The sequence below is a fragment of the Amycolatopsis sp. GA6-003 genome (genome assembly GCF_046267895.1).
Classification (GTDB): Bacteria; Actinomycetota; Actinomycetes; order Mycobacteriales; family Pseudonocardiaceae; genus Amycolatopsis.
Genome location: NZ_CP176499.1, coordinates 544,921 through 559,527 on the forward strand (window position 1 = coordinate 544,921; position 14,607 = coordinate 559,527).

At 72.2% G+C, this 14,607-nt stretch carries 16 protein-coding genes and 1 pseudogene; 4 read left to right on the forward strand and 13 right to left on the reverse strand.

Annotated elements, in window-relative coordinates; all coding sequences use genetic code 11:
• Positions 1-62 precede the first annotated feature (62 nt).
• Positions 63-1,196 (reverse strand): annotated as a pseudogene (locus F9C12_RS02560) (FAD-dependent oxidoreductase).
• Positions 1,197-1,275: 79 nt separating this feature from the next.
• On the opposite strand from F9C12_RS02560, the gene F9C12_RS02565 reads away from it, so the two are divergent.
• Complete coding sequence (locus tag F9C12_RS02565) at positions 1,276-1,971, forward strand: TetR/AcrR family transcriptional regulator (protein ID WP_409464592.1); 696 nt, start codon at positions 1,276-1,278, stop codon at positions 1,969-1,971.
• Entirely contained in the window at positions 1,968-3,131 is a 1,164-nt protein-coding gene (locus F9C12_RS02570; RefSeq protein ID WP_409464593.1) for a tyrosine-type recombinase/integrase, read from the forward strand. Before F9C12_RS02565 ends, F9C12_RS02570 begins: the two co-directional genes overlap by 4 nt.
• Before the next feature lie 40 nt (positions 3,132-3,171).
• On the opposite strand, the gene F9C12_RS02575 is transcribed toward F9C12_RS02570, so the two are convergent.
• The gene (locus F9C12_RS02575) at positions 3,172-3,915 is read right to left on the reverse strand and encodes a hypothetical protein (RefSeq protein ID WP_409464594.1); all 744 of its coding nucleotides are present in this window, start codon (positions 3,913-3,915) and stop codon (positions 3,172-3,174) included.
• A gap of 27 nt (positions 3,916-3,942) precedes the next feature.
• The gene (locus F9C12_RS02580) at positions 3,943-4,629 is read right to left on the reverse strand and encodes a TetR/AcrR family transcriptional regulator (protein WP_409180364.1); all 687 of its coding nucleotides are present in this window, start codon (positions 4,627-4,629) and stop codon (positions 3,943-3,945) included.
• An 83-nt stretch (positions 4,630-4,712) separates the two neighbouring features.
• Here F9C12_RS02580 and F9C12_RS02585 point away from each other — a divergent pair, with 83 nt between their 5' ends.
• Positions 4,713-5,849 (forward strand): FAD-dependent oxidoreductase, encoded by a 1,137-nt coding sequence (locus F9C12_RS02585; protein WP_409464595.1) that lies wholly within the window; start codon positions 4,713-4,715, stop codon positions 5,847-5,849.
• A gap of 14 nt (positions 5,850-5,863) precedes the next feature.
• Here the strand turns inward: F9C12_RS02585 and F9C12_RS02590 are convergent, their stop codons facing one another.
• The 5 genes from F9C12_RS02590 to F9C12_RS02610 form a co-directional block, all read right to left on the reverse strand.
• A complete protein-coding gene (locus F9C12_RS02590) occupies positions 5,864-6,799 on the reverse strand; it encodes an AraC family transcriptional regulator (protein WP_409464596.1) in 936 nt (311 codons plus the stop codon).
• 253 nt (positions 6,800-7,052) lie between these two features.
• Positions 7,053-8,183, reverse strand: coding sequence for an FAD-dependent oxidoreductase (locus tag F9C12_RS02595; RefSeq protein WP_409464597.1), 1,131 nt, complete (start codon positions 8,181-8,183; stop codon positions 7,053-7,055).
• Between the two features lie 71 nt (positions 8,184-8,254).
• A complete protein-coding gene (locus F9C12_RS02600; protein WP_409464598.1) occupies positions 8,255-8,701 on the reverse strand; it encodes a MarR family winged helix-turn-helix transcriptional regulator in 447 nt (148 codons plus the stop codon).
• 11 nt (positions 8,702-8,712) lie between these two features.
• A complete protein-coding gene (locus F9C12_RS02605; protein ID WP_409464599.1) occupies positions 8,713-9,042 on the reverse strand; it encodes a putative quinol monooxygenase in 330 nt (109 codons plus the stop codon).
• Between the two features lie 476 nt (positions 9,043-9,518).
• Positions 9,519-9,803: a hypothetical protein gene (locus F9C12_RS02610; protein ID WP_409464600.1), complete on the reverse strand. Its 285-nt coding sequence runs from the start codon at positions 9,801-9,803 to the stop codon at positions 9,519-9,521.
• A gap of 302 nt (positions 9,804-10,105) precedes the next feature.
• On the opposite strand from F9C12_RS02610, the gene F9C12_RS02615 reads away from it, so the two are divergent.
• A complete protein-coding gene (locus F9C12_RS02615; protein WP_409464601.1) occupies positions 10,106-10,582 on the forward strand; it encodes a DUF1772 domain-containing protein in 477 nt (158 codons plus the stop codon).
• An 18-nt stretch (positions 10,583-10,600) separates the two neighbouring features.
• Here F9C12_RS02615 and F9C12_RS02620 read toward each other — a convergent pair whose 3' ends face one another.
• From F9C12_RS02620 to F9C12_RS02640, 5 genes are all read right to left on the reverse strand, one after another.
• Positions 10,601-11,089 (reverse strand): GyrI-like domain-containing protein, encoded by a 489-nt coding sequence (locus F9C12_RS02620; RefSeq protein WP_409464602.1) that lies wholly within the window; start codon positions 11,087-11,089, stop codon positions 10,601-10,603.
• 34 nt (positions 11,090-11,123) lie between these two features.
• Positions 11,124-11,447 carry a YciI family protein gene (locus F9C12_RS02625; protein ID WP_409180373.1) on the reverse strand — a complete coding sequence of 108 codons (324 nt, stop codon included), beginning with the start codon at positions 11,445-11,447 and terminating at the stop codon, positions 11,124-11,126.
• Positions 11,447-12,250 carry an alpha/beta fold hydrolase gene (locus F9C12_RS02630; protein WP_409464603.1) on the reverse strand — a complete coding sequence of 268 codons (804 nt, stop codon included), beginning with the start codon at positions 12,248-12,250 and terminating at the stop codon, positions 11,447-11,449. The genes F9C12_RS02625 and F9C12_RS02630 overlap by 1 nt, the downstream gene beginning before the upstream one ends.
• Complete coding sequence (locus F9C12_RS02635) at positions 12,247-13,551, reverse strand: RNA polymerase sigma factor (RefSeq protein ID WP_409464604.1); 1,305 nt, start codon at positions 13,549-13,551, stop codon at positions 12,247-12,249. Before F9C12_RS02635 ends, F9C12_RS02630 begins: the two co-directional genes overlap by 4 nt.
• 87 nt (positions 13,552-13,638) lie before the next feature.
• Positions 13,639-14,388 (reverse strand): TetR/AcrR family transcriptional regulator, encoded by a 750-nt coding sequence (locus F9C12_RS02640; RefSeq protein ID WP_409464605.1) that lies wholly within the window; start codon positions 14,386-14,388, stop codon positions 13,639-13,641.
• Positions 14,389-14,607: the final 219 nt, after the last annotated feature.

Sequence of the window (14,607 nt, forward strand, 5' to 3'; positions counted from 1 at the left end):
TTCGCGGCCCGGCTGACGAACCAGAGCCGCGCCGACCTCGGGACCGGCGGATCGGGGAGTTCCTACGTCCCGGCGACGAACTCGGCGAGCAGGCCGTGCGGCGCGTCGGGACCGAACATCTGCTGCTGCAGGTGCGCGCCCTCGGCGGCGATTTCCGCGCTGCGGGGGAACATCGCCTGTTCGTATTCGGCGAGCGCGGCCTCCACGTCGTCGGGATGGGCGGCGAGCGCGCGCCCGAGTTCGGCGCCGTCGAGCATGGCCAGGTTCGCGCCTTCCCCGTTCGGCGGTGCGAGGTGCGCGGCGTCGCCGATCAGGGTCACGCCCGGCACTCGCTCCCACTCGTGCCCGATCGGCAGGCCGTAGTGCGGCCGGAAGACCGGCGCGGTGTCGCTTTCGGTGATCAACGCGGTCAACGCCGTCGACCAACCCTGGTACTCCGCCACGATCCGGGCGGTCGCGGCGGCCGGATCGGCGAAATCGATGCGGTCGAACCATTCCAGCGGCCGGGCGAGCCCGATGTAGGCGTGCAGGGTTCCGTTCCGCTCGCGGTGCGCCGTGATGCCGTGGTCCGGTGCGAGGGCCAGCAGCATCCCGCCGCCGACCGCTTCGGCCGTCGCGGGGAACCGGCGGTCGGAGTCGTGGAGGAAGGTCTCGACGGTCGCCGCGCCGGTGTACTCCGGTTTCGCCGGGGTGAGCAGCGGCCGGACCTTCGACCACGCGCCGTCCGCGCCGACCAGCAGATCCGTGGCGACCGTGCTCCCGTCGGCGAAGGAGACCTCGTAGCCCCGAGCCAGCGCGCGCACGCCGGTGACCTTGTGTCCTCAGTGGACAGTGCCCTCCGGCAGCGAGTCGATCAGCATCTGCCGCAGCTCGCCGCGGTGGACTTCGGGGCGGCCGCCGGTGCCGTCGTCGGGTCGTTTGAACAGCACCGTCCCGTCCCTCGCCAGCATCCGGATCTCTTGCCTCCCTTCCAGGATCAGCTCGCGGAATCGGTCGGTCAGCCCGGCGGCTTCGACGGCGAGCTGACCGTTGTAGTCGTGGATGTCGAGCAGGCCGCCCTGCGCGCGCGAGGACGGGGACGGCTCGGCCTCGTAAACGGCGGCCGGGATCCCGTGGACGTGCAGGACGCGGGCGAGGGTGAGACCCCCGAGTCCGGCGCCGACGATCGTGACCGAGGGGTTCGGGACGGTGTTCATGACAGGGCTCCTTCACAGGACAAGTTCTGGTACGCCATTCCATATTGGAACGGCGCTCCAGGTATGTCAAGATAGGCGCATGGCTACGGGGACGCGCCGGGCACAGCGGCGCACGGAAGCGCTCTCGCGGGAGCGCATCGTCGAGGCGGCGGTGGAACTGCTGGACGCGGCCGGCGAGAGCGGGCTGACGTTCCGGGTGCTCACCGAGCGGCTCGCGACCGGCCCCGGCGCGATCTACTGGCACGTCGCGAACAAGGGCGAGCTGCTGGTCGCCGCGACCGACGCGGTGGTGGCGGACGCGCTGGCGGCGGAGCCGGCCGGGTCGCCGCGGGAGGAAGTGCACGCCGTCGCGCTCGGGCTGTTCTCCGCGATCGAAGCGCATCCGTGGCTCGCCGCGCAGCTGCTGCTCCAGTTGTCCCGCAGCCCGGGCGGTCCGGTGACGCCGCGGATCCTGGAAAGCCTCGGCCGCCGGGTCCGCGCGCTGGGCGTGCCCGAGGAGCACTGGTTCACCGCGACGTCGGTGCTGATGCACTACGTGCTGGGCGCGGCCGGGCAGAACGCGGCGAACAGCCGGATCGCCGAGCCGGACGCGGACCGCGCCGAATTCCTCGCCGCCGCGGCGGAAACGTGGGAGAACCTCGATCCGGAGGAGTACGAGACCACCCGGCTGATGGCGAGCCAGATGCGCGAGCACGACGACCGCGAGCAGTTCCTGGCCGGGATCGATCTGGTGCTCGCCGGGGTCGCGGCGCTGTATCCGGGCGGGCGCGGATGACCCTCGCGCTCACCGATGCCGGGGGAGCGGGCAAGGACGCGCGCGAGCGGTTCGGGGAATTCCTGCGCGTGTACGCGTCGCTCAACACCCGCGTCGCCTACGCGACCGATCTCGGCATTCCGCTCGACTGGGTTCCCGGCTACCGCCCGCCCGATCCCGGACGCCGCCGCGGCCGCGCACGCCGGACCGATCCGGACGCGCTCGCGTGGCTGCCCTGGTGCCTGCGCAACGGGTTCACCTCCTTCGCCGACGTCCGGGTAGAGCACGTCGAACAGTGGCTGGACGAGCTGGCGCAAGCCGGGTACCGCGATTCGACGCGCGGCAGGATGCTGTCGGCGGTGTCCGCGTTCTACCGCAAGTACCTGCTGCGGGAAGGTTTGGCCGGGCACAATCCCGCGGCGCTCGTGGACCGCCGTGCCCAGCATCTCAACCGGCCGTCCGGCGTCCCCTCGCAGACCGCGCGGTGGTCGTTCGACGCGTGCCGGGCGTTGCTGCTCGCCGCGTGGCTGCTGGTCGAACACAGCCGCAACGGCCTGCGCGACCGGGCGATGGTCGAGATCCTGATCGGCACCGGGGTGCGGGCGGAGGAACTCGTCGGCGTCGACCTGGGCGACTACCGGCGGCCGACGGCGGGCGGTTTCGGCGTGCTTCGCGTGCACGGCAAGGGAGCCAAGGACCGCGAGGTCGCTCTGGCCGCACCGGTGGCGGACGCGCTCGACGCCTACCTCGCCGACCGGGTCACGCCGCAGGTCCCCGCGGTGCGCGGACAGGTCGGCGCCAGGCGGGCCGAGCCGTTGTTCGTCACGAGCACCGGCGCGCGGGTGCATGTTTCGCACGTGACGGCGTTGCTGCGCCGGTTGTGCGCGACGTTCTGCCAGCCGGCCAAGACCGCGCGGATGCGGGAACTGCTCGAAACGGCCGAGGCCCGGTTCGTCGCGACGCACCTGCAGCCCTTGTGCGACACCATCCACCCGCATTCGGCGCGCCACTCCTACGCGACGCACGCGATCGAGCGCGGGGTCCCGCCGCGGCAGGTGCAGCGCGACCTCGGGCACTCCGCGCTGTCGACCACCGAGGGATATCTCCACGACGAGAACGCCGTCCGGGACTCGGCCGCGCACGAACTGGCTCCGGCGCTGCACCGCGGCTGGCTCGGCTGATCGCGCTTATCCGGGTGTACCCGGGTTCCCGCGCGAGCGGTCAGGCCTCGATGAACGGCTCGTCGCACAACGTGCAGGCGATCGGGCCCAGTTCCAGGATCGACCGGGCCGCGCGGATCCGGCGCGGCGGTTCGCAGCGGCAGATCGCCGCGACGTAGTTCGGCCCGCCGCGGTGCGCGCCGCGGCCGTCGACGGGGGCGAGCACCACCGGCGGCGCGAGCGGTTCGCCGGCCTCGTCCGGTGCTTCCGGGTCGTCCGGAGTGGACGCGACCGCGCGCCGGGCGACCTCCTGCTCGGTGTGCCGCCACACGGTCAGCGCGGCTTCGAGCCGGGACAGTTCTGCTTGGTACGCCTCGAGAGTCGCGGGGAGCGCGGTGGTCGAGGACCAGCCGATCCGGTCCGCCTGTTCGGCCCGCAGCCCGAGTTCCGCGGCGAGCGCGGCGAAGCGTTTGTTGTGGTAGCGGCCGTCGCTGACGTCGACGATGTCGCGCGTCGCGGCGAGTCCGTGCGCGGCCTCGTGCAGGGTGGTGGAGAGGATCTCGGCCGCGCCGCGCCGCAGTCCCTCCGCGCCGAGGAAGAACTCGGCGCGCGGTTCGACGCCTTCGCCGACGTGCCAGCGCGACCGCGCGAAGTGGCCGTGGATTTCGGTGGCGGTGCCCATCGTTCCGGACGCCAGCACCAGGATCGCTTCGGGGACGTCCGCGTGCCGCCGCCGGATCGCGGCCCAGAGCTGTTCCATGGCGTGCATGACCCGGGTCGTCGGGCCCAGCGCGGCGGTGTCCATGCGGCTATCTTGCCGCTTAAGCGGTAACTAGCCGAGGGAGAGCCCGGCGAGCACCCGTTCGAGGCCGGCCGCGAAGACGGCGTCGCCGTCCGGGTGGACCGCGTCGCGGGCGGTGCGCAGGAGAGTGGGGTAGCGGCCGGTGTCGAACATCCGCTTCAGGTACGGCGCGGAGGCGCGGTGCCAGCCTTCCTCGTCGAGACCGGTGTCGCTGATGAGCCGCCGTTCGCGGATCTCGCTGCGCACCGCGCCGGTCACGAAGGAGTGCACGGTGAACACCGTGATCATGGCGTCCTCGATCGGCCCCGGACCGGCCGCGGCGGCCAGCGACGCCTCGAGGTACGCGAGCGCGTTCGGGCCGAGGCCCGGCCGTCCGCCGATCAGGTCGGCGAACCATTCGTGCCGCTGCACCGCGGCGCGGCAGCCGTGGGCGAGCGCGCGGAGGGCGGCCACGCCTTCGGTTTCCGGGTCCGGCAGCGGGATCTCGCCGTAGACGGCGTCGGTCATCAGGTCGAGCAGTTCTTCCTTGGTGTCGAGGTAGCCGTACAGCCGCATCGGCCCGGCCCCGAGCGCGGCCGCGACTTTGCGCAGCGACACCGCTTCCAGCCCGCCTTCGTCGGCGAGCGCGCAGGCGGTCTCGACGATGCGGGCGCGGCTCAACGGCGTCGGCGCCGCGCGCGCCGGCGGTTCGGGCCGTTCCCACACCAGTTCGTCCATGCTCGCTCCTTTTTCGGGTGACAGTACCGGGGCGCTTCCGATACGGTGTATTGCGTCAATACAGTGTATCGAGGGATGTCATCATGCGAATCGTCATTGCCGGGGGCGGGCTCGGCGGGCTCACCTGCGCGCGGGTGCTGCACGCGCACGGCGTCGACGCCGTGGTCTGCGAACGCGACGCCAGCCGGGACGCGCGGGTCCAGGGCGGCACGCTGGACCTCACGGTCAGCGAAGGACAGTGGGCGCTGCGCGAGGCCGGCCTGGAAGCCGGTTACCGCGAGATCGCCCGCCCGGAGGGCCAGGACATGGTCCTCTACGACTCCGCGGGGACGCTGCTGCGGCAGGAAGTCGCCCCGGACGAGGGGCCGCAGCGCTGGGGCCGTCCCGAGGCCGACCGGCCGGCGCTGCGGAAACTGCTGCTCGACGCGCTCCCCGAGGAGACTGTCCGCTGGGGACGCGCGGTGACCCGCGCGGAGCCGCTCGGCGACGGACGGCACCGCGTGCACCTGTCCGGCGGCGAAACCCTGGAGTGCGATTTCCTGATCGGCGCGGACGGCGGCCGGTCGAGGATCCGCCCGCTGCTCACCGACGCGGAACCGGCCTACTGCGGCGTGCACGGGGTGGGGCTGGTCATCCACGACGCGGACCGGGCGCACCCGGCGGCTTCGGCGCTCGTCGGGCGCGGCAGCTTCTCCGCGCTCGGGGATCATCAGACGATTTCCGCGCAGCGCAACGGGGACGGCACGATCCGGGTCAACCTGGCGCTGCGGTGCGCCGAGGACTGGCCCGAGACGTCGGGGATCCCGTTCGCCGACCCGGATCGCGCCCGCGCCGCGCTGAAGGAGCGGTACGCCGGGTGGCCGGCGGAGTTCCTGGCGCTGGTGGACGCCGCGTCCGGGCCGGTGGAGGTGTATCCGCTGACCGCGTTGCCGATCGGCCTGCGGTGGGACCACACGCCGGGCGTGACGCTGATCGGGGACGCGGCGCACCTGATGTCGCCGTTCGCCGGGCAGGGCGCGAACCTCGCGATGCGCGACGGCGCCGAGCTCGCCCTGGCCCTCGCTCAGGGCGGCGAGGTGCGGAAGTTCGAGCTGGCGATGTTCGAACGCGCTGAACCGGCGGCGCGGATGTCGGCGGACAACCTGGAGCTGTTCCTGTCCGACGGCGCGGCGGAGAAGGTGCGGCACCTGTTCGCGAAGATGTCCGGCGAGGAGGACTGAGCCTCTCCCGGGCGTCAGGCGGGTTCGCGCAGCCGGTAGTGCCGCGGACTGCGCCCGTACTCCCGTTTGAACGCGGCGCTCAGCGCGAACGGGCTGCGGTAGCCGACCTGCCGGGCGATCGCGGCGAGCGTCGCGTCGGGCTGCTGGCGCAGGAGATCGGCGGCGAGGGCGAGCCGCCAGGTGGCGAGATAGGTCATCGGCGGCTCGCCGACCGCGTCGGTGAACCGCCTCGCGAGCGCGGCGCGGGAAACGCCGGTGGCGCTCGCGAGGCCGGCGACGGTCCACGGGTGCTCGGGCCGGTCCTGCAGCAGGCGCAGCGCGTGCCCGGCCACCGGGTCGCCGTGCGCGCGGTACCAGGCGGGCGCGGCCGGGCGGTCGAGCCATTCCCGCAGGACGCGGACGAGCAGCAGGTCCAGCACCCGGTCCAGGACGGCTTCCTGGCCGGGGACGGCGCGCTCGATTTCGTCGGCGAGCATCGCGACGAGCGGATCGGCGGCGGTTCCGGCGCGCGCGGTGACGACGCCCGGCACCGCGGCGAGCAACCGCCGCGAGACCTCGCCGACGGTCGGGTAGGTGCCGGTGAGCAGCGCGGTCGGCCCGTCGGCGTCGGCTCCCCAGGTGCGGACGCCGAATTCGGTCAGGCCGGTGAGATGCCCGCCGTCCGGCGTGATGCACTCCTGCCCCGGCCGGATCAGGGCCTGCGGCGGGGTCCCCGGATCGTCGGCGACGAGGTACGGCTCGGGCCCCCGGATCACGGCCACGTCTCCGGGGCCGAGCCGGACGGCGTCGGCTTTGTCGGGCACGAGCCAGGCATCGCCGCGGACGACGGCGAGCACGGTCAGCGGCGCCTCGTCCTCGATCCGCAACGACCACGGCGGCCGCAGCACGGACCGGAGCAGGAACGCGCCGTGCGCGCGGGGTCCTTCGAGCAACGCGGTGAGCGGGTCCACATCGCCGAGAGTAGCGCTGCGGCAACGAAAGTCTCCGCCGTTTTCGTGTCGAGGGAGCCCGCACTGCCGTGCGCGGCAAAGGAAATCCGGCATCTCGCGGCACAGCCTCGGATCAGTCGCCGGTTCAGGCCGCGAGCATCACCTCGGTGATCTCTTCCGGCCGCGCTGCCCGGAAACGCGCTCGCGGCATCGCTCGGGATGACCAGCCGAGCGGTGTTCGAGGCGCGTCCCTGCGCTCGTGAGGCTCTGCCGTTCAGTTGCTGTTCTCCGTGTAGAGCTTGATTAAGCCCTCGACCGCGTCTTCGCCGAGGTTGTCGTGGAGTTCCGCGCCGATGGAGCCGAACTCCACGCTGCGGGGGAACATGGCTTCCTCGTACTGGGTGAGGGCGGTCTCGATGTCGCCGGGATGTGCGGCGATGGCCTTGCCGAGTTCGGCCCCGTCGTACATGGCGCTGTTGGCTCCTTCGCCGTTCGGCGTCAGGAGGTGGGCGGCGTCGCCGAGCAGGGTCACTCCGGGCACCCGTTCCCATTTGTGCCCGAGCGGCAGGGCGAAGATGGGACGCAGAACCGGTGGGACGTCGCCATCGGTGATCAGTGCGGTGAGTTCGGGTGCCCATCCGTCGAACTCCTTCGCGATCCGCGCGGCCGCGGCCGTGCTGTCGGCGAAGTCGATGGCGTCGAACCATTCCTGCGGCTCGCGGAGCACGACGTAGGTGTGGATGGTCTGGCCCTTTTCCCGGTGGGCCTGGATTCCTTTGCCGCCCGTCGCGGGTGCGGCCATGGAGCCGCTGCCGACAGCTTGCGCGGTAGCCGGGTGTCGAGTGTCGACGTCGAACAGGTAGGTCTCGACGTAGGACATGCCGGTGTACTGGGGTGTGGCGTCGGAGAGCAACGGCCGCACCCGCGACCATGCGCCGTCTGCTCCGACGAGCAGGCTCGTGGTGATGGTGGTGCCATCGGCGAAGGTCACCTCGTGGTGGCCCTCGCCCAGGGAACGGGCGCTGACGGCCTTGCGGCCCCACCGCACGGCACCGGCGGGGAGCGAGTCGAGCAGGATCCGGCGCAGGTCGCCGCGCTGCACTTCGGGTCGTCCGCCGTGGCCGTCGTCGGCCTTGTCGAGCAGGACGGTCCCGTCGGGGGCGAGGATCCGCATGGCCTGGCGGCCTTCGAGGATGACGCCGCGGAACTCGTCCGTCAGGCCGGCCGCCTCGATGGCGAGCTGCCCGTTGTAGTCGTGGATGTCGAGCATCCCGCCCTGCGCGCGGGCCGTCGGCGCGGGCTCGGCTTCATAGACCGTGGCCGGGATTCCGTTGATGTGCAAGACGCGGGCGAGCGTGAGGCCGCCCAGGCCGGCGCCGATGATGGTGACGTGAGGGGTGTTCATGATGGTCCTTTCCCGGACAGGGTCGGGCGCACGTCCGCGTGGCGCGGACGTGGGATGGAAAGCGCGGCGGGTCAGGACGGGCTCGGCCGCGGCAGCTCCGCGGCGATTTTCGCGAGCAGGGCCTGCAGGGCGGCCCGTTCCGGCTGGTCCAGCGGGGCCAGGATCGTCTCCTCGACGGCGGTCATCGCGGTGTCGAACCCGGCGATCAGGTCGCTTCCCGCCGGTGTCGCGTAGACGCGTTTGCTGCGCTCGTTGCCGGGCTCCGTGCGCCGCTCGACGAGACCGCGGCGCTCGAGCCCCCGCAGGAGGCTGGAGACGCTCGCCGCGCTGGTGCGGCTCATCTGGGCGAGGTCGCGCTGGATCGCACCGGGGTTCGCGACCAGGTAGACGAGCGCGGCGCTCTGCTCGTGACTGAGCCCGCGCTCCCGGATCCAGTCCTCGCCGGTTTTCCGCTGCGCCCAGACGATCCAGCGCATCAGGTCGAGGCTGCTGGTGGGCGTCGTTCCCTGCGTATCCATGCTTCGCCCGCTCAGCTGGACGAGACGATGTGCACCGGCGTCCGGACGCCCCATTCCTCAGCGCCGTCGGCGACGAGGTCGGCGATCCGCTGGTGCCCTTCATCGAGCCGCCCCTCCTGGAGAGCCGGGCTCGAGTAGTGGCGGTCGAACGACGCGTCGTCGCGATAGAACTCGAAGGCCCACATGAGGTCGGGGTCTTCGTCCGAGCGGGCAAGGACCCAGTCGACCGGGCCGTCCGGGTCGCCGTTGAAGTGGAGATCGCGGCAGGCCTCGAACAGTTCGTCCCCCCTTCCGGGCTTCGCCTTGACCTTCAGCACCATTCCCGGCTGGTTCGCATGCATGTCGCACTCCTTCGACGAGATTCCGGCGGGCCGCTCCCGCGTGCTCGCTCTGAACACTTAGAACTCTAACTGTTAGGCCTCTTAGGGTCAAGTGTGACGCCGCGCGCAGGTGTTCGCGCCTTCCCTGTGGCGGGACCAGCGCCACCGGCCGGTTCATGAAGGTGCGGCGAGATCAAAGCCGACGCCCCGCATTGCCGCGTCGTCCTTGCCGTCTACGAGATGAACCGTTCGCGTTCTTCGCCGCGATAGCCGAAAACCGACCGCGAGCACATCCGCGGCTCCACCCTCGAATGCCCGAACGCCGCCGCCCGCAAGGGAAACCACGGCTGACGGCCCCCGGCGATCACCGGGGACATGCTGCGCCAGGGCGAACGGCAAGCCTGTGGAGGAGATCCGGCCGGAGCTGATCATCCTCACCGGCGCGCGCAAGGGAAGAATCCGAGCCGGGCCGCCATCTGCGGCGCGCTCGCCGGCCATCAGAAGGCCCGAACTTGTCCCGCCGCCGTCGAGGCGGCCCAGGCCGAGTTCACCGCCCAGCAGGCCTGCACCTGACGTACCGCTGGCCAGGAGGACAGCCATTGCTTGCGGCTCCCGGCGGCGTCCTTGCCGGGTGGATGATCGAGCAGCGGCGAACCCGGTCGGACGTGCAGGCCGGGTTCGCCGCTGCTCGCGTCGGCGCGGGGATCGTGCAGGCCGCGCACCGTCACCCCCTCCAGCAGCGGCGTCGGCGCCTCGGCTGCGATGCCCGCACTCTCGGTCACGGCGCAGACCCGAGACTGGCGAACCAGCCCGCGGGGACAAGTCACCGACTCTTGCGTCAGCCCAAGATCAACTCATCGCCGGTTTTCGCTTATGGTGTCCAGCCCCTGGGCCGGGGTTTTCGGGTCGAGGGTGGTGGACGTGCCCGCGTGGTCCAGGTCGTAGCGCCCGACGTGCCGTCCGCAGAACCAGTGGCGCGGCCGCGAGACGATGACGCATGGTTCCGAGCGGATGAGCGATGGATCGTCTCGCGGTTCGCGGGTTGACTGAGGTGCGTTGGGGGACCAGGACGGAAGGCAAGGCGATGGTGATCGTTTCCAAGGCGGTTCTCGTGGCGGCGGTGCTCGCGGCGGGCCTGATCGCGGGGCTGTTCTACGCGTACACGGTGTCGGTGATGCCGGGGCTCGCGCACGCCGACGACCACACGTTCGTGACCGCGATGCGCCGGATCAACGACGCCATCCTCAACGGCTGGTTCATGCTGTCGTTCCTGGGCGCGCCGCTGCTCGCCGTCGCGGCCGCGGTCCTGCACTTCACGAGCGGCGCGCACGGCGGATTGCCGTGGCTTGTCGCGGGTGCCGTGCTTCTGGTGGCGACGGTGGTCGTGACCGGTGCGGTCAATGTGCCGATGAACAACGCCCTCACCGCGGACACGGTCGACTTCGCCGTGCTGCGGACGCGGTTCGAGGAGCCGTGGGTGCGGTGGAACCTGGTGCGGACGGTGTTGTCGGCGGCCGGCTTCGGGTGTCTCGTCGGTGCGGTGGTGGCCCGGGGCGCGTGACCCCGGGCCACCGGAGGGTCAGTCCGCGAGCCGGAAGCAGAGGTCGGTGTCCCAGTTGTTCGCGTCCGGTTCCACGCGCGGGTCGGTGCGGTAGATCTCGAGCCGCGCGGCCCAGTGCTCGCCGTCGGCCTCGACGGTGCGGTCCCAGCGCACGTTCTCCTTCTCGCCCCAGGCGAGCAGGTCGGCGGTGGCCGCGAAGAGGCCGCCGGGCGCGCCGTGGTGGGTGGCCTGGGCGTATTTCCCGGCGGGGAGGACGTCGACGAAGTACTCGTCGCCGAGGTCGACCGGCTCGGCGACGGGCACTCCGGCTTCGACGGTGACGGTCTGCATGTCCGTGCCGAGCACGAGGTAGCGCAGGAACGGGGCGCAGGCGGGCGCCAGGCCGCGTTCGGCGAGTTCGCCGACGATCGCGGCGATCCGGTGCGCGACGTCGGCCATGCCGTCGTGGCGGACGGTCGCGCGGTAGCCGACGTAGCGCTGTTCCTTTCTGTCCACAATGGAGGGCAAGGGGGATTCCTTCCGGTTCCGGGGGGGGCGGGAGTCAGCCGAGGAGCGGGCGGACTTCGATGGTGCCGTAGGTGGCGGCCGGATGCCGGGACGCGTGTCCGACCGCCTCGTCGAGGTCGGCGCATTCGAGCACGGCGTAGCCGCCGATCTGGTCTTTGGTCTCGGCGAACGGCCCGTCGGTGAGCAGGACCTCGCCGTCGCGCACGCGCACCGTGGTGGCCGTCGCGGGCGGGTGCAGGCCTCCGCCGCCGACGAGGACGCCGCGTTCCGCGAGGTCCTCGGACCAGCCGCCGCAGCCCATCGCGAGCTGTTCGGGGGTCGGCTCCTGCGAGCCGGCGATCATCAGCAGGTAGCGCATCACTTCTCCTCGTCGAGGATTTCGGCGAGGCGCGCGGCGAACGCCTCGGGTTCGGCGGCGAAACCGCCGTGGTCGCCGGGGAACTTGACCGGCTCGCCGCCGAGTGCGCCGGCCAGCCCGACCCCGGCCTCGTACGCCGGGGTCCCGGCCGCGCCGCCCACCGCGACGACGATCCGCGTGTCCGCGGCGGCGAGCGCTTCGAGGTCGGGTTCCCAGGCTCCGATGGCGCCCATCAGCTTGCCGAAGAACACCTCGAAGTTGCCGAGCATCCGCTTGTCCTGCTCGACGTCCTCGGCGGTGGGGTGCTCCGGCGGCGGCGGGGGCTGGAGCCCGCTGGCGGCCATGAACGCCCCGAGCGCCGCGTCGACGCCCTGGTCCCGGTAGATCGCCGGGATGTCCGGGAAATCGGCGAGCAGCTCGCCGAGATAGCGGCTGACCGGCGGTTCGTGCGCGACGAGCGTCCGCACCGCGCCCGGATACCGGACGGTGTGCTCGAGCATGGTGATCGCGCCGCCGCTGTTGGCCAGCACGGAGACCGGTCCGGCGTCCAGCTCGGCCAGCAGCCGCTGGACGTCCTCGGCGTGCTGGCCGACCAGGTCGTCGTCGAGTTCGGCGGGCCGGCTCCGCGAGAGTCCGCGCGGGTCGAAGGTGACGACGGTGTAGCGGTCGGCAAGGAAGGGGCGCAGCGCGGCGAACGCGGTGGCGTCCGCGGGCCCGCCGGGCACCAAGAGCAGCAGCGGGCCGGAACCCGCGACGTCGTAGTGGATCTCCGCGCCGGGCGCGCGGAGGATTTCAGTGATCACGGCTGTCCTTCCGGGGTCGGTTCGCCCTCCCGACGAACGGCCGGGGCGGAGACCGACACCTCCGGCGAAGAAATTTCCGAAAGCCGTCTCCGCAGGTAGCCGCGCTCGGCTCCGGTGCGGGCCAAGGCGAGCGCTTCGGCGTAGGCGGCCCGCGCTTCTTCGGTGCGGCCGAGCCGGCGGAGGAAGTCCGCGCGGGTGGCGGGGAACAGGTGATAGCCCGCCAGGTCGTCGGCCAGCCGCTCGGCGAGGGCGAGCCCGGCCGCCGGTCCGAAGGCCATCCCGACCGCGACCGCGCGGTTCAGCTCGACCACCGGCCCCGGCCGGAAGCGCGCCAGCTCGAGGTAGAGCGCGGCGATCTGCGCCCAGTCGGTGTCCTCGGCGCGCGCAGCGGTCGCGTGGCACGCGGCGATCGCTGCCTCCACCTGGTACGGCCCGGGACTGCGCCGCCGCAACGTGCTTTCCAGCAGCGCGGTGCCTTCGGCGATCGCCGCGGTGTCCCACCGGCTCCGGTCTTGTTCGTCGAGCGGGATCAACTCGCCGTCGGGGCCGTTTCGCGTGCTGCCGCGGGCGTGTTGCAGCAGGAGCAGCGCGAGCAGCCCGGCGGCCTCGGGTTCGTCCGGCAGCAGGGAATGCAGCAATCGGGCCAGCCGGATCGCTTCGGCGGCGAGGCCGGGGCGCTGCAGGTCGTCGCCTTCGCTGGCCGAGTAGCCCTCGTTGAACAACAGGTACAGCACGCCGAGCACCGCGGCGGTGCGCTCGGGCAGCAGAGGGGCGGGCGGCACCCGGTACGGGATCCCGGCGGCGCGGATCTTGCGTTTCACCCGGACGAGCCGCTGCGACATCGTCGATTCCGACACCAGGAACGCGCGCGCAATCTCCGCGGTGCTGAGCCCGACGAGCGTGCGCAGCGCGAGCGCGACCTGTGCTTCGAAGGCGAGCGCGGGGTGGCAGCAGGTGAAAATGAGCCGCAGCCGGTCGTCCTCCACGCTGCCGTCTCCACTGTGGACGGTGCCCGGTTCGTCCGGGACGGCCAGCAGCGCGGCTTCCCGGAGTTTGCCCGCTCCGACGGCCGCGCGCCGGAGCCGGTCGACGGCGCGGTTGCGGGCGGCGGTGGTGAGCCAGGCTCCGGGGCGTTCGGGCACGCCGTCGCGCGGCCAGGTGCGCACGGCGAGCGCGAACGCGTCCTGTGCGCATTCCTCGGCCAGGTCCCAGTCGCCGGTGACGCGGATGAGCGTGGCCACGACGGAGCCCCACTCATCGCGGAACGCCTGCGCGATCGCCGCGTCGGGCTGCCCGGTCACTGCGCACTCCCTCCCTCTCCGGACCGGCGAACGGATTCCGCCGGCACTCTTCGCACGGTAGACCGGGGTACCGACAATTTCGCGCGGTCAGGCTCCGGCGAGCTGGCCGATCCCGTCGAGGATGCGCTCGAGCCCGAACCGGAAATGGTGCTCGGGATCCGAGGAGCCGCCGTAGGTCTGCCCCGCGGTGGTGCCGACCCGGCTCGCGCGCGGGAAGTGCACCGGATCCGCCGCCGGGATCCCGGCCAGCACCGGTGCGGAACGGTTCCACCAGTCGAGGTCGGTCATCCCGCTGCGCCGCGCGGCGCGGGTCGCGTCCACCGATCCGCGCGCCGCTCCGGCGACCAGTCCGTTGAGCAGGCTGACGATCGCGTCGAGCTGGACGTCGTCGAGGTCGAGTTCGTCCATCGCGGCCAGCTCGCGCTCGTATTTGGCGAAGGTGTGCGGACCCAGCGTCGGGCGGCCGACCCGGATCTCCAGCAGCCACGGATGCCGGTGGTAGAGCCGCCACAGGTCTTCGGCGACCGCGGCGAGCCCGGCCCGCCAGCCTTCCGGCAGATCGCCGGGAAGCTCGCCGTGCGCGTGGTCGAGCATCAGCTCCAGCAGCTCGGCGCGGCCGGGCACGTAGGTGTAGAGCGTCATCGTGGCGACGCCCAGTTCGTCGGCGATCCGGCGCATGGTGACCGCGTCCAGCCCGTCCGCGTCCGCGATCCGGATCGCGGCGGACACCACGTGCTCGACCGACAGCTTCGGCCTCGGGCCGCGGCGCGGGGGGCCGGACACGCCCCAGAGCAGTTCGATGGTCCGCCGCGGATCGCCCGGTTCCTCGGTGTCCATTTCGCTCCTCGTACGCAGTACAGAGTTTTGCGGTAGACTATCCCGGACAGGCGGGCCAGGGGAGGGCGGAGCACTGAATTCAGCGGTGGTGGAGCCGGGCCGGGTCGTGTTCTGGCGACCGGACGGCGCGGAGCCGGACGGTCCCGGGCAGCCCGGCACGGTCGAGGTCGTGCTGCCGGACGGGGTGCGCACGGTGCCGGCGCTGCGGTTGCCCGCCGC